Annotated in this window: 10 protein-coding genes; 3 read left to right on the top strand and 7 right to left on the bottom strand. The window is 61.7% G+C overall.

The window, feature by feature from the left end; translation table 11 throughout:
* The first annotated feature begins 15 nt into the window (after positions 1 to 15).
* Both ACQK2G_RS15855 and mgtE read left to right on the top strand, forming a co-directional pair.
* On the top strand, positions 16 to 2,292 hold the full coding sequence (locus ACQK2G_RS15855; protein WP_425406009.1) for an NADP-dependent malic enzyme: 2,277 nt from the start codon (positions 16 to 18) through the stop codon (positions 2,290 to 2,292).
* Positions 2,293 to 2,347: 55 nt separating this feature from the next.
* On the top strand, positions 2,348 to 3,763 hold the full coding sequence (gene mgtE, locus ACQK2G_RS15850) for a magnesium transporter (protein WP_425406008.1): 1,416 nt from the start codon (positions 2,348 to 2,350) through the stop codon (positions 3,761 to 3,763).
* Here the strand turns inward: mgtE and ACQK2G_RS15845 are convergent.
* Positions 3,760 to 4,995, bottom strand: coding sequence for an MFS transporter (locus ACQK2G_RS15845; RefSeq protein ID WP_425406007.1), 1,236 nt, complete (start codon positions 4,993 to 4,995; stop codon positions 3,760 to 3,762). The genes mgtE and ACQK2G_RS15845 overlap by 4 nt on opposite strands.
* An 88-nt stretch (positions 4,996 to 5,083) precedes the next feature.
* Positions 5,084 to 5,797, bottom strand: a complete 714-nt coding sequence (locus tag ACQK2G_RS15840) for a Rossmann-like domain-containing protein (protein WP_425406006.1) — start codon at positions 5,795 to 5,797, stop codon at positions 5,084 to 5,086.
* Positions 5,798 to 5,864: 67 nt separating this feature from the next.
* Between ACQK2G_RS15840 and ACQK2G_RS15835 the strand changes: the two genes are divergently transcribed.
* On the top strand, positions 5,865 to 7,145 hold the full coding sequence (locus tag ACQK2G_RS15835; protein WP_425406005.1) for an acetylornithine deacetylase/succinyl-diaminopimelate desuccinylase family protein: 1,281 nt from the start codon (positions 5,865 to 5,867) through the stop codon (positions 7,143 to 7,145).
* Here the strand turns inward: ACQK2G_RS15835 and ACQK2G_RS15830 are convergent.
* From ACQK2G_RS15830 to ACQK2G_RS15810, 5 genes are all read right to left on the bottom strand, one after another.
* Positions 7,142 to 10,924, bottom strand: coding sequence for a tetratricopeptide repeat protein (locus tag ACQK2G_RS15830; protein ID WP_425406004.1), 3,783 nt, complete (start codon positions 10,922 to 10,924; stop codon positions 7,142 to 7,144). The two genes, ACQK2G_RS15835 and ACQK2G_RS15830, sit on opposite strands and share 4 nt — an antisense overlap.
* Entirely contained in the window at positions 10,925 to 11,641 is a 717-nt protein-coding gene (locus ACQK2G_RS15825; RefSeq protein ID WP_425406003.1) for a flagellar motor protein MotB, read from the bottom strand.
* Positions 11,638 to 12,729 carry a hypothetical protein gene (locus ACQK2G_RS15820; protein ID WP_425406002.1) on the bottom strand — a complete coding sequence of 364 codons (1,092 nt, stop codon included), beginning with the start codon at positions 12,727 to 12,729 and terminating at the stop codon, positions 11,638 to 11,640. The genes ACQK2G_RS15825 and ACQK2G_RS15820 overlap by 4 nt, the downstream gene beginning before the upstream one ends.
* A 198-nt stretch (positions 12,730 to 12,927) precedes the next feature.
* Positions 12,928 to 13,314 (bottom strand): chemotaxis response regulator CheY, encoded by a 387-nt coding sequence (locus tag ACQK2G_RS15815; RefSeq protein WP_425406001.1) that lies wholly within the window; start codon positions 13,312 to 13,314, stop codon positions 12,928 to 12,930.
* Between the two features lie 257 nt (positions 13,315 to 13,571).
* Complete coding sequence (locus ACQK2G_RS15810; protein ID WP_425406000.1) at positions 13,572 to 14,264, bottom strand: MotE family protein; 693 nt, start codon at positions 14,262 to 14,264, stop codon at positions 13,572 to 13,574.
* Between the last annotated feature and the right edge of the window lie 43 nt (positions 14,265 to 14,307).

Below are 14,307 nucleotides of genomic sequence, written 5' to 3'. Positions count from 1 at the left end.
CACAGGGGGAAAACGATGGAAGACCTTGATCAACATGCCTTGATTTATCATCGCATGGCGCCGGCCGGGAAACTGGCCATCGTTGCGACGAAGCCGATGGCGAACCAGCGGGACCTCAGCCTGGCCTATTCGCCGGGCGTCGCGGCCGCCTGCATGGCCATCGTCGACGACGCGCAGGAAGCGGCAACCGTGACGGCGCGCGGCAACCTTGTCGCGGTGATCAGCAACGGCACGGCCGTCCTCGGGCTCGGCAATATCGGCCCCTTGGCCTCGAAGCCGGTGATGGAGGGCAAGGCGGTTCTGTTCAAGAAATTCGCCAATGTCGATGTTTTCGACATCGAAGTGGACGAATACGAGATCGAGAAGTTCTGCGATGTGGTGGCGGCGCTGGAGCCGACCTTCGGCGGCATCAATCTCGAGGACATCAAGGCGCCGGAATGTTTCGAGATCGAACGCCGGCTGCGGGAGCGGATGAACATTCCGGTCTTCCATGACGATCAGCACGGCACGGCGATCATCGCGGCAGCGGCGGTCTACAATGCGCTGGAATTGGTCGGCAAGGACTTCAAGGACATCAAGATCGTCTGCAGCGGCGCCGGCGCGGCGGCGCTTGCCTGCCTGAACATGATGCTTTCGATGGGCGCGGAGCGGGAGAACATCTTCGTCTGCGACCGTAGCGGTGTCGTCCATGTGGACCGCAACGAGGAGATGGACCAGTACAAATCGGCCTTCGCGCAGAAGACCGATCTGCGCACCCTGGACCAGGCGATCGAAGGGGCCGACGTTTTCCTCGGCCTTTCCGGGCCGGGCGTGCTGAAGCCCGAAATGGTCAAGAAAATGGGTAAGTCGCCGGTGATCCTGGCCTTGGCCAATCCGACGCCGGAAATCGACCCGGCCTTGGCCAAGGAAGCACGGCCGGACGCGATCATCTGTACCGGCCGGTCCGATTTCCCGAACCAGGTCAACAACGTGCTTTGCTTCCCGTTCATCTTCCGCGGCGCGCTCGACGTGGGCGCCACGACGATCAACGAGGAAATGAAGATTGCCTGCGTCAAGGCGATTGCTTCGCTGGCGCGCAAGGAAGTCTCGGAAGTCGTCGCCAAGGCCTATGGCGAAGCCGCGGGCGGATTCGGGCCGGATTCGATCATTCCGCGCCCCTTCGATCCGCGGTTGATGCTGGAAATTGCGCCGGCGATCGCCAAAGCCGCGATGGACAGCGGCGTCGCGACCCGGCCGATCGAGGATTTCGATGTATATCGCCAGCAATTGAGCGAGTTTGTGTTCAGATCGGGCACGGTGATGAAACCCGTCTTCGATCAGGCGATCGAGAATCCGAAGAAAGTCGTCTACTGCGAGGCGGAAGACGACCGCGTCCTGCGCGCGGTACAGATCGTGGTCGATGACGGCATCGCCCGGCCGATCCTGATCGCCCGCCGTGAAGTCCTGTTGCGCCGGATCGAGAAACTCGGCCTGCGCCTGAAACTGGACCGCGATTTCGAGCTTTGCGATCCGGAGGACGACCCGCGTTTCCATGACTACCGCGCGATGTATCACGAGATCATGGGCCGCAAGGGCGTCTCCACCGGAAATGCCGGCACCATCGTCCGTACCGATACGACCGTGATCGGTGCGCTGATGCTGAAACGCGGCGAGGCCGATGCGATGCTGTGCGGCGTGACCGGGCGTCACCGCGCGCATGTGAAGAATGTGCGCGACATCATCGGCACCCGCGCCGGTGTCAGGGACATGTCGGCATTGACGATGATGATCCTCGAAAAGGGGGTCTATTTCCTGGCCGACACCCATGTGACGCCGGAACCGACGGCAGAGGAACTCGCGGAAATGGCCGTCCTCGCATCCGAGGAAGCCAAACGCTTCGGTGTCGACCCGCGCATTGCCATGCTGTCGCATTCGAATTTCGGCTCGTCGGATCAGCCCTGCGCCGCGCGTGTCCGCGACGCGGTCGCCATCCTGCATCGCGACTATCCGAACCTGATGGTCGATGGGGAAATGCACGGCGACACCGCGTTGGACCCCGTGCTGCGGGATTACCTGCTGCCCGACAGCAAGTTGGAAGGCGAAGCGAATATTCTGATCATGCCGTCCATTGACGCCGCGAACATCGCTTACAATCTCTTGAAGAAACTGGCGAACGGGTTGACGGTCGGGCCGATGCTGATCGGTGCCGCGCAGCCTGCTCATGTCATTACCAACTCGGTCACAGCCCGCGGAATCGTCAATATGACGGCGCTGGCCGTGGTGGATGCGCAGCAGCACCAAGCGGCCGGTTGACCGCACCGTCGGTTGGCTTAGATTGCGGGGCTGAACCGATGGAAGGCGGTCATTCATGGCTGAGGTGGAGGAAAAACCGGTCGACGACAAGTCGACCGGCACAGAAGCGGACGACGCGTTCGACGACCTCTACGGCCTGACCGAAGAAGTCGCGGACGCGGTCGACGAGGCCCTGTCCGCGAATGACCAGGGGCGGATCCGGGATCTCCTGGACCCGCTCCATGCCGCCGACATCGCCGACCTTATGGAACGGCTCACCAGCGGTGAGCGCGAGACCATTGTCGATGCCCTCGGCAAGGACATGGATCCTGAAATCCTCGCCTATATGGACTATTCGGTCCGCGAGGATATCGTCGATTATCTGGACACGGATCATCTCGCCAGTCTGGTCACCGATATGGAGACCGACGACGCGATCGACCTGTTGGAAGATCTCGACGAAGCCGACCAGCAGGAACTTCTGGACGCGTTGCCGGCGGATGATCGGCTGATCTACGAGCAGGGCCTGTCCTATCCCGAGGACAGCGCCGGTCGTCTGATGCGGCACGAAGCCGTGACAGTGCCGGAATTCTGGAGTGTCGGTCAGACCATCGACTACATGCGGTCGGACGAAAGCGAACTGCCCGACGACTTCTACAATCTCATCGTCATCGACCCCAGCCGCAAGCCGGTGGGCACGCTGCAGCTTTCCAAGCTGCTCAGCACGCGCAGGCCGGTCGCGATCAGCGAGGTCATGGATACCGATCCCAAGCTGATCCCGGTCGCCATGGACCAGGAAGACGTCGCCTTTTTCTTCCGGCAATACGCCTTGACCGAAGCACCGGTCATCGATGACAGCGGACGGCTGCTCGGTTCCATCACCATCGACGATGTCGTCGACGTCCTGGACGAAGAGCATGAGGACGATATCCTGAAACTCGGCGGGGTGCGGGAGGACGATTTCTATTCCGACGTGGCGGAAACGACCCGGCTGAGGTTTTCCTGGCTGTTCGTGAACCTCGTTACCGCCATCCTCGCCAGTTTGGTGATCTCGGCTTTCGAGGCGACCATTGCGCAAGTGGTGGCCCTCGCCGTGCTGATGCCGATCGTCGCCTCGATGGGCGGCAATGCGGGGACGCAGACCCTGACAGTCGCGGTGCGTGCGCTTGCGGTGAATGAACTGACGACCGCGAATGCGATGCGCATCGTGATGAAGGAAATCCTGGTCGGTGGCGTGAACGGCATCGTCTTCGCGCTGATGATGGGCGGCCTGGTCTGGCTTTGGTTCGGGGACCCCATGATTGGCATGGTGATCGCGGTGGCGATGGTCGTGAACCTGCTCATCGCGGGTTTTGCCGGAACGATGATTCCCCTGGCGCTCGACCGATTGAAGATCGACCCGGCGGTCGCCTCGACCGTCGTGCTGACCACGGTCACCGACGTGGTCGGCTTCTTCGCCTTTCTCGGCCTCGCGGCGATGGTTCTGCTCTAATCCGTCTCGGCTTGGCCGCGACCCATCATGAAACAGCAGATTGCCGCGGCAAAGATCACCGCCGTGGCGATGGCCAGGGAAGGACCTTCCGTACCGCCCCAGGACCCTGCCGAATCCCGCAGCAATCCAAAGACCGCCGGCGCAAAGGCGAAAGTCGCCTGGGAGGCTGAAATTACCAGGGAGACGACCTTCTGCACCTGGACCTCCGGGAACTCCGCTTGAACGATCAGCGGGGGCAGGGAAGTGGCGTTTCCGATCCCGAAACCGAACAACAGGACCCCGGCGATGGCGAGGCCTGGATGGCCCGACAGACCGGCGATCAGGCAGAGGCAGCCGACGATCTGAAAACCGTAGCTTAATGCCGCTACGACCCGTCGGTTGGCTTCCCGCGGCATCAACCATCCGAACAGGCTGCGGCCCAGTACCGCGCAGGCTGTGGCGCCGCTCAGCAGGTAGCCCGAATTGACCTCGCCCAGGATAGGCAGCAGCAGCGAAAAGAGATGAGCGAGCAGCCCGACCTGGGCGAACAGTCCAATCGACATGCCGGCCGCCAGGGTCAGGAACGATCGGTTCCGCCGTAAGGCCGCCACGGTCTGAGCGTTAGCCTGCCGGGGCAGTCCGCCGTCTGCGTCGGTCTGTCCGTCCGGATACTGCCCCACATCCCGCGGACGCTTCGACAGGATCGATGCAAGCAAAGTCGTAACCACGGCGATCATGACGCCGCCGATGACCAGGGCCGCGCCTTTGAACTCCAGTGCCTCGATGGACAGGACCCAGGCCGGTGTCATAACCACCCCACCTAGGGTCGCGCCGTTATAGGCCAGGGACAGTGCGAATGGCCGGCGTCGGATGAACCAGGGAGAGACGAAGCCGTTCAACGCGACCGCGCCCATGGTCGCCCAACCGCATCCCGAAATACAGGCTGACAGGAAAAGAAGAGCGGGATGGTCGCTGGTCGCCCATCCGATAACTCCAAGCGCCAGGGCAACGACACCGACCGCCGTCGTTCTGACGGCACCGAAACGGGCATACAGGTTTGGCATGCCGGCGACGGTTACGGCGCCGACAAGGAAATGCACGGTGACTGCTGCCGAGACCAGGGCAACGGGCCAACCGGTGCGGTCGATGACCGATTGCAGATAGATAGGTGGGCCGTACAGACCGAAGCCCCAGCCGAACATCGCCACGGTCGAAGCCGCGGCGACAACCCGCCAGCCGAAGAAGGTTTTCATGAAATGCGGGCTCCGGCAGTTGCACTGGAGCGGCCTGTATAGTGCCGGGATTGCAGGGGACGCTTCGTCATCTATCGAACTATTGCCGTCAGCCGCGAACCAGACTGATCCGTGTTCCCGACGGCCGAATGGCTTTTTCGGCACCGCTTTCCATGATCGCCTGTTCCGCCTTTTCAGGTGCGTCAACGCGGAAACCCGCCAATGCGCCGATCCCGTAGTCGAACAATGTCGAGCATAGCGGCGTTCCCGGGCCGACCAGCACGGTGAAAGCGTCGCGACGCAAGGCAAGCAATCCGGCCAGCGATCCGTTGGACAGGGTCGATGCCGTGATCACCAGAAATTCCGCCTGTGGGATCAACGTCGCCGCGGCGTCTTCCGGAAAATCGTCGGGACCCGGGTTCCGTTCGATCACGGCGGCGCCGGGAAGCTTTTCATCCAGATTGGGAAAACGCCCGATGATGACGGTCTTGTGGCCGCGATCTTCGACCAGTTCCAGGCCGTTCACTATGTCACCGGTGATGTCGTGCCGGTTCCAATAGGCGTTCAGGGCGGCGAACCCGACCGCGCGCGCGATCGGATTCGGGGCCGTCGTCAGATCCATCAAGTCCCGTAAGGGCCGTCCCCTCAAACTCCCGGCCTCGGCGATCGGCACGCATCCTTGTTGCGATTTGACCGGTGTGTGGACAAGGCCCGTGCCCGTCGCGCTGTCGACCAGCGTCCAATTCACGCCGACAGCGATCCGCGTTGCCGGTTCCGGCGCATGTTCCGGAATGAGCGAGGCGACCAGTTCTTGCTGTTTCATGATCGAAATCCGGCGTGGCAGGCTTGTCAGCCCGATCAGTTATCGCGACCATGTCCAAGGGAATAGCATGAGGTTCGCTTTGGAAAGCCTGTTCAAACGCATAGATGATTTGCGCGACGATGTCGTATCGCTGACGCAGGACATGGTCAGAATTCCGACGGTCAATCCTCCGGGTGACGCTTATACACCCTGCGCGGAACTGATCGGGAACCGATTGAAGAAATCAGGCTTCGATATCGTGTATGAACGCGGTGTCGGTACGCCCGGCGACTCGGACAAGCATCCGCGCACCAATATCGTCGCACGCATCCAAGGCAGCCGTCCGGGCCCGTGCGTTCATTTCAACGGACATATCGACGTGGTTGAGCCCGGGGAAGGCTGGACCAGGGACCCTTATGGCGCGGAGCTTGAAGACGGAAAGATTTACGGGCGCGGCACCTGCGACATGAAAGGCGGCATTGCCGCTGCGATCGTCGCGGCGGAAGCCATTCTGCAGGAAGGGGTCGATTTTCCCGGCGCCATCGAAATCTCCGGAACCGTCGACGAGGAAACCGGCGGCTATGGCGGGGTCGCCTTTCTGGCGGAAAAAGGATTCTTCAGCCGACCGCGCGTGGATCACGTCATCATCCCGGAACCGCTGAACGTGGACCGGGTCTGCGTCGGTCATCGCGGCGTCTGGTGGGCCGAGGTTAAAACCCACGGGCATATCGCGCATGGATCCATGCCGTTTCTGGGCGATTGCGCGGTTCGCCATATGGGGGCTTTTCTGGAATCGCTGGAACGGGACCTATACCCGGCCTTGGAGCAGCGCCGTACCGATATGCCGGTCGTGCCGGAAGGGGCGAAGCAATCCACTTTGAACATTGCCTCCATCCACGGCGGGTTGCCGGACGGTTTCAACGGTCTGCCAAGCTCTTTGGTGCCTGATATCTGCACCATGATCCTGGATAGACGTTTCCTGATCGAGGAGCCGTTGGCGCAGGTCAAAGGGGAGATCTTCGGTCTGCTTGATCGCCTGGCCGCCGACCGCCCCGGTTTCAAATACGATGTTCGGGACATCATGGAGTTCGAACCCACCCTGACGGATGCGGACGCGCCGGTCGTGCGCGCCGTTGCGGAAGAGATCGAGCGCCAGTTCGGCCGCCCGGCGGAGACGATTTGCTCGCCCGGAACATACGATCAGAAGCACATTTTCAGGATCGGCCAGTTGAAGGACTGCATTGCCTATGGCCCGGGTATCCTGGACCTGGCTCACCAACCCGATGAGTATATCGAGGTGGATGCCATGGTGACCTCGATGAAGGTCATGGCGTCAGCCACGCTGAAGCTCTTGAAGGGTGAGGCCTAGGCCGGATTCAGATTGTTCTGTCCGCTGGTGACCGGCGCCCGTTCCTCTGAATTCAGGGACGGTGTCAGCAACCGGTCGCGATAGTTTTCCATGAAGGCGTTGAACCCGTCGCCGCCAGCCAATTGCTGGAGGCTGGCCTGCAGGCTGGCGCCGCCCTGATCGTTCGGGGCGACGATATAGTTGAAGACATCCCGAAACGGCGAGATGTTCATGGCCGGGCCGTACAATTCGCGAATCTGGGCAAGTCCGGCTTCGTCCTTGTCCAGTTTCAAGGCGACCGCCCAGTTCACCACATGCCGGGCGCTTGGCTCGGGAATTTCCTCGCCTTCCTCCGGCGGATCGCCGGACAAACGCTGCAACACCTTGGCGGCCTCCGTCCAATTCTCGGCCTTGCGATAAATGTCCTGTCGCAGAATATCCGCCTCGATGCTGGTATCCCCGGCCAACAGCTTGATCGCTTCGTTGTCGCGGTCCAACTCATAATTGGCTTTCGCCTGAAGGCGCCTGCGGTCGTCCTCCAATTCCCGTGTGATCTGCGGGAACTCCGTCTTGTTCAGGGCCTCGACCGCGCCAAGGGGATCGTTGTCGAGTATCTTGATGAAGGCGAGTTTCGCACCGACCCGTGCGCGCTCCTCGCCCTGCAGGCGGAATTCGACTTGTTGCTGCAGCAGATTGGCCGCGCGTTCCAGCAGGTCGACATCGACGAGGCGGTTGGCCAGCAGCTCGATCAGAAGGTCGCCATCCCGACCGGACGGCGTCAATTCGCGAAACTCGTCATACAGCGCCAAGGCGCGCAACGGCGGCATCTTGTCCGCCTCACCATCGATGTAGAGACGCCGGAACAGATCGGTCATGTCCTGGGCCAATTCCTTGGCCGCGGGGTCTTCGGCAAAATATGTAACCGCCAGTCGCCACGTGCTCAGACCGTTGAAATAGTCGCCCTTGTCGACATAGACCTGACCCAGGCGCCGCAGCACGTTGAATTCAAATCCGTCGCCGCGCCATTTGAATCTCAGCCGTTCCAAACGGTCTATGACCTCGTCGTCCGTGATATCGCCCTGGCGGCGTTCGACATTGATCATCAGATATTCGGCACGGGCCGCGTATTTCAGGTCGTTGCCGTCGATCAGTTCGGACCAGAAATCCTTGGCCAGATCCAGGTCGTCGCTTGCATGCGCCACGCGTCCCTGGTGGAAGCGAAGTTCCGCGTATTGGCCGCGGGTCAACTCGTCGACTGCGACATCCAATTCATCGAGCCAACTACTGGCCGCGCGCAGATCCCGGGTCGACAAGGCGGTTTCTACGCGCAACAGGCCAAGCTTCGCCTTCAAGGGATAGGGATAGTCTCGCAGAATGGAGTCGGCGACTTTGAAATGATCCGCAGCTTGTTTCCAATCGCCCAGTTTTGCCAGGACGGCCCCGCGCCACAGGGCCGCTTCTGCAAATCCGTCCAGTCGTGGATCGCTGAGATCAGTACGCGCTTCCTCCAGGTCGTTGTTGAGTGTCCTGACGACCCCGCGAAGGGCGCGGGCATCGGCCTTCTTGAAATAGGACTCTGCTTCAGATTCCACGACGTCCAGAACCCCGGTGGCTTCTGCGCCGCGATCGCGGGCGGCGTAGAAACGAACCAGATCGAGCCGCGCGTCGTTGCGTTTGTCCTCCGGCACTTCGGTGATCGAGGCCAGCAATGCGTATTCGCCCGCCAGGAAATCCCCAGGGCCGCCACGCACCCATTCTTCGAAATTGAACAGTCGACGGGCCGAGAAACTCTGCGCTGTGCTGACCGGTGCTTCAGGGGACACGGCGGAAATGTGGAGCCCTTCGGTTCCCGAAACGGTGAAGCCGTCGAAGCTGCGCTCGAACAATACGTCATCGCCATGCGGTTCGACCACGACACCCTGCGCTGATGACAGAACCCGGAATTCCGGATAGCTCCGCGTGCCGGCGATACCGACCCCGGGATCGCGATAAGTCGCCACCAGCAGCGTATCGCCGACATCCGGATCGGGGATCGTTACGAGATTGCCGGGATTGGCGGTCGGAAACAGAAGTTTCGGACCGATATCCGGGTCAGCTTCCGCGCGGATTTCCGCCTGCACACGGGGCGGGAATGGCTGCAGCCGGAAATCAACAACCCAGGTAAAGCCTTCCAGTTTGACAACCGGCGTGATGCCCGGGTCAGCGGCCCGCATGCGCAGGACGGTCGCACCCGAAATCGGCAGTTGCTCGACCCGGTCAAGAATTGGTGCGCCCTGTTCGCGAAGCGGAATCAAATCCAATTGGGCATGCCGGTCGAAGACGACCCAGATATTCTCGCCGCGCCGGTAGACCGCAGCCCCCACTTCGTCCGGCCAATCGAAGGAAAAGCTGACCGGTGCCGGCCCCTCGGGCGTGACCTGACGGCCTGATCCATCGCGCAGGAACTGGATCGTACCGTCCTGCAAGGCCTGCTGGGTCGCCAATTGTTCCGCCGTCACGGGGCCCTGCTGTTCCGGCGCCGGGGTGCGAACTCTGGTTTGTAATTCCGGTTCCGACGTTTCCGGCGCCGGCGCTTGCTGTTCCGCTTCGGCCGCGGCCAGTGCTTGCGCCGCCGCGGCTTCCTCGGCCGCTTCCTGGGCAGCGCGCGCGTCTTCCGCTTCCAGGATCTTGCGGGCTTCTTCTTCGGCGGCGGCTTCGGCCTGGTCGGTCGGAGGGACAAGGTTGACCGGTCCAGCCGGCGCCTCGGCCGTTTCTTCCGTTGACGGACCCGGTGTCGGGCCGGCGGCGGATTCGGTCTGTTGTTCGGCGGCAGCCACTTCCGCGGCGGCCGGTGCTTCCGCCGCTGCAACCTGTTCGGCGGGCGGTTCGTCGGCGACCACGGCGGGTTCCGTCGGTGCTGCGTCATCGGCAGTGGGTTGGGCGGCGTTAGGTTGGGCGGCGGCCTGTTCTGTGGCGGTTTCGGCCGCTTGTGTCGCTGGCGGCGTTTCCGCGGTGGCGGATCCTGGCAACAAATCGTTCGGCTGCGCCACATCCGTCGGCAGCGGACCATCGCCCGCCGTCAGGTCGATGACCACCTTGGTACCGGCGACGAGATCGCGGACAGTTGTCCCTTGCGGCATCGGCAGGATGAAGACCGTTTCACCGCCACGGGTGCCGCTGCGCGGACGGCCGAAGCCTTGCGGCAGGCGGTTCGCCAAGGCCGTCGTATCGATCCGCGCCGGGCGCTGGAAACGGACCGTGATGGAGTCGTTTTCGCTGGCGACCGCGTATTCCGTTGTCTCCGGCCAGTCGAAGACGATGCGGGTATAGGTGGGATGTTGACCGACGCGGACGGAAAGGTCCGGGGCGTTGGCCGCCTCGCTGCCGCCGGCTGCCTCTGCGGCGGGGCGCATGTCGATGGCGACCGCTGTGCCGCTTCGGAAACCGTTTATGGTGACCGGACGGGCCAGGGTGAGGCGGACCGTACGTCCGCCCTGCTCGATCGCCGCACCTTGAATATAGTCACCCAGATTGGTCAGAACCGGGCCGAAATCGGTTTGCAGGGGACTATCGAAGCGGATCACCAGGTCACCGCCTTCAAGCGCGGTCTCGAACCCGACCTGGCGTGGCCAATCGAAGACGATGCGACCGAAATCGGGATGGACCCCGGCGCGGGTGCCGATCGTTTCCTGGGCGCGGGACGCGGGCGCGGCGGCCAGGAGGACGGCGGCGAAAACGCCCGACAGCAGGACCGTTCGGCTGAACCGGGTTCTGCCCGTATCGTTCGGGCGAAGGGCGCGATAGGGGAAAAGACCGTTCACTTACTGCCCCCCGGCTTCCGAACGAAGCACAACGTCGACCCGCCGGGCCAATTCATATCGGCGCTCCTCCGGCAAGGAGGGATCGAGGTGGCGAAACCGTGAGTCGCCCATGCCAATGGCGGCAAAGCGACCACGGTAACCGGCCTCGGTCAAGCTGTTGGCCACCCGCAGGGCCCGGGCCAGCGACAGGTCCCAGTTCGACGGGTAGGACCCCTCTGGGGGCGGTAAGGGATCGGTATGGCCGACGATTTCGGCTTGATTGCCGACCTGCGCGAGCACGCCGGCCAGTTCCCGAACGGCGGCAAGCGCTTCATCCCCCAATTGAACCGAGCCGGAAGCGAACAGAACGTCGCTCGGCAGGGAGATCACGACTTGGCCTTCCAAAGGTGTAATCCGGGCGCTGGCCAGGATCGGATCGCGCGACAGTTTTTCCTGCAGGATCCGATGGAGATAATCCGTCGACAGGCCCGGCAGGACTTCCACGGAGGGAATGGCGCGTTCGCTTGTCGGGATGGGTTTCTGTATTTCCGACGGTTCCGTGGCGCGGTTCAGCAGGCTGATGATTTCGTCCCAGCGTTCCGACTTCACATAGGACATGGAAAACAGCATGACGAAGAACGTCAGCATCAGGGCGGTAACGTCGCCCATACTCACAAGCCATGCGGGCGATTTCTCGATCTTGTCCTCGGGTTCGCTCTTATAGCCGGGGTCGATCATTGGCTGGTCCCTTCCACGAGGACCGGCGTGCCTTCAAGGGCGTTGCGCAGCGTTGCTTCAGTCGACGGATCGTCCGAGCCGAGATTTTCTGCGGCGGGGACCTCGGCGCTATCGTTCTGCGCCGGGGTTGCCGGTTCGATCGGATCGATCAATTCGGTGCCCGGCGGCGGCGTCAGTCTCGTCGCCGGTTCGGCGGTGGTGCCATCGCCGGCGAAACTGATATTCGCACGGCCGTTTTCAATGATGTCGAAGCGAAGACGGATGCGCGTGCTGCGCCGTTCGGCAACACCCACGGCAACACCGTCCGGCGGCGCGCCGGCATCGACCAACGCCCTGGCAAAGGCTGTCGCGCGGGCGAAGGGCAGCATGTTCCTGTCAGGGGATGTCGTATCGCTGGCGGGCTCGGCCGTCGGTTCGGATGTATCGTCGGGATTCAAAATGACCGCGCCGATTTTTTCCTGTTCCAGGCGGCTCACATCGGCGGCGGTGCTCGGGGTGACTTCGGCCAATTCATCGACCGGAATGGTAAAACGCAACTGCGCGCTGTACCCTTCCAGGCGCGCGGCCAAAGCATAGCCTGTGGCGCGCAGCAGGTCCTTGCGGTCCGCGCGCAAAGTCGCCTCGCCGCCAACGAAGATTTCCGTCGCCGGAATGGTCAGTTGCAAGGTTCTGCCGCGGCTGAGCGATTCGACCCGTGCGATCGGGATCGCCGTCACCCAAAGGCGTTCGACGTCGTCGATCACTTCTTCGGGTTCGGGGACGGGGCCGATCGTCGAGATCAGGATCTGCGCCGTGTTGTCGGGGATGATCTGGGTCTTGAACGTGGCCGCCACCGAGCTCAACACACGCCGGGACTTGGTTTCTTCCAGCGTGGAGATGGCCGTCAGCAGAATGAAGAAAGCAAGTAGTAGCAGGAACAGGCTCAGGAACATCAATGGCCCGGTATCCGGTACCGGACGTTGTTCATCGATGTACTGGTCTTGCTGTGCCACGCGTTTCGCCTCGTTCCGGACCGGTTCGATACCATACCGGTTCGGCAATGCAAAAATGCCGCCGCCGGGCGCTTCTTGATAGCTCGCATCCGGCACGGATTACCGGCGTTTCATCCGCGTCGCGGTTTAACGCCGTCTAACGGACTGATTCTATCGTTGATTCCGCGCCAAAATCCACAGGCTATGCGGTTTGTGGATCGTCTTTGGGCGCCGGTCGGCAATCGGCAGCATATATCGCGGTGGCGCGCGACGGTGCGGTTGGCCCGCAAGACCGCCGCGCAAACGCGATATGGCTTAGAAAGGACCCAGCACGCTGGTCAGTTTTTGCTTCAATGTCGCGGCGTTGAACGGCTTCACGATGTAATTGCTGACACCGGCCTGCTTCGCGGCAATGACGTTTTCCGTCTTGCTTTCCGCGGTGATCATGATGAACGGCAGATTCTGCATCCGCTTGTCCGCGCGGACTTCACGCAGAAGCTGAATGCCCGTCATCGGTTCCATGTTCCAGTCGGAAATGACCAGGCCATAATCCTTCGCGCGCAATTTTTGCAGCGCTTCGCTACCGTCCATAGCTTCATCGACGTTGTTGAAGCCGAGTTGCTTGAGGAGGTTTCGAATAATCCTCAGCATCGTCTTGTAGTCATCGACAATTAAGACCTGCATGTTCAGATCGACAGCCATGCAACCACTCCGTCCGTTCGCGTCCCGTTTAAGATCAAGCTGAAATTGACAAATTCATTCCAAACCAAGAACGAAATTGCCAAAGCCTACTGTGCCGGGATCCCTCAGTTTATCAGAACAAATGCGAGCCCAGCCCCGTGTTCCTCCCCAGACAATCGCAGGATTTAGTTAAGACTCTCTAAATGACCGGTCAATTCTTCATTGGACCATTTGGCCCAATTATTTCGGCCATGCTCGAGCGGTTGGGGCAATGACTGTCAATTCGGCAATTGCGGCAGGTCGGTTCGTTCCGCCAGTTCGCGCGTCAGGATGCGGGCGCGGTCCGGCGACATGGCCGCGATGATCGGCGCAACCTTGCGGGCACTCATGCCGCGCAGCACGCCGACGAGGGTTTCCAACTCCAACTCGTTGAAGATCGCCGCCGCCGATTTGGGCTTCATGGCGGAATAGATGTTCCGCAGCCGCTCCTGATCGGCATCCTGTTCCTTGTCGTATTCCTGGACCAGTCCGCGGATTTCCTCCCGAATTCTCTCCAATTGCTGCTGTTTGACCAGCAACTGCTCTTCGGCGGCACGCAGAAGCGCTTCACGCTCGGAAAGCTCGCGCTCCTTGAACGCAATATCGTCCCGACGGTTGGACAAGTCGTACAGCAAGCGGATTTCACCAGGCGACAAGGAGGAGAGATCCGACAGTTTGTCGTCCTCCTCCGTGGTTTCCGCCGCGACGGACCCTTCCGGAAGTTCATCGTTGAATGTGTCGAAACCGCTGGATCCGCTATCCGTTGCCGGCGGCTCCGCATTGTTCTGCGCGAGCGCCCGCTGGGTCTCTACCGGCACCCCGGCCAGGGGCTTGCCTTCGCTGACGGCCTGCCAGATGTCGCCGATTTTCACGGACAGCATGACCGCGGCGACAAAAATCGTAATCGGCAGGATTCTGAAGCCTGATCTCATTCTCTACATCTCTGCGCGTTGCGAACCCACATTGATATGGGGT

This window comes from Hwanghaeella sp. (assembly GCF_965227365.1).
In the GTDB taxonomy this organism is placed as follows: domain Bacteria; phylum Pseudomonadota; class Alphaproteobacteria; order UBA8366; family Aestuariispiraceae; genus Hwanghaeella.
Note: the sequence above shows the minus strand (reverse complement) of the source record. Positions and strands in the feature narration are given on the sequence as shown.

What these genes read in the sequence shown, in the direction of transcription:
- ACQK2G_RS15840 (WP_425406006.1), bottom strand. Translation starts at nt 5,797, where the DNA reads ATGAAACAGCAAGAACTGGTCGCCTCGCTCATTCCGGAACATGCGCCG.
- ACQK2G_RS15845 (WP_425406007.1), bottom strand. Translation starts at nt 4,995, where the DNA reads ATGAAAACCTTCTTCGGCTGGCGGGTTGTCGCCGCGGCTTCGACCGTG.
- ACQK2G_RS15835 (WP_425406005.1), top strand. Translation starts at nt 5,865, where the DNA reads ATGAGGTTCGCTTTGGAAAGCCTGTTCAAACGCATAGATGATTTGCGC.
- ACQK2G_RS15815 (WP_425406001.1), bottom strand. Translation starts at nt 13,314, where the DNA reads ATGGCTGTCGATCTGAACATGCAGGTCTTAATTGTCGATGACTACAAG.
- mgtE (WP_425406008.1), top strand. Translation starts at nt 2,348, where the DNA reads ATGGCTGAGGTGGAGGAAAAACCGGTCGACGACAAGTCGACCGGCACA.
- ACQK2G_RS15855 (WP_425406009.1), top strand. Translation starts at nt 16, where the DNA reads ATGGAAGACCTTGATCAACATGCCTTGATTTATCATCGCATGGCGCCG.
- ACQK2G_RS15810 (WP_425406000.1), bottom strand. Translation starts at nt 14,264, where the DNA reads ATGAGATCAGGCTTCAGAATCCTGCCGATTACGATTTTTGTCGCCGCG.
- ACQK2G_RS15825 (WP_425406003.1), bottom strand. Translation starts at nt 11,641, where the DNA reads ATGATCGACCCCGGCTATAAGAGCGAACCCGAGGACAAGATCGAGAAA.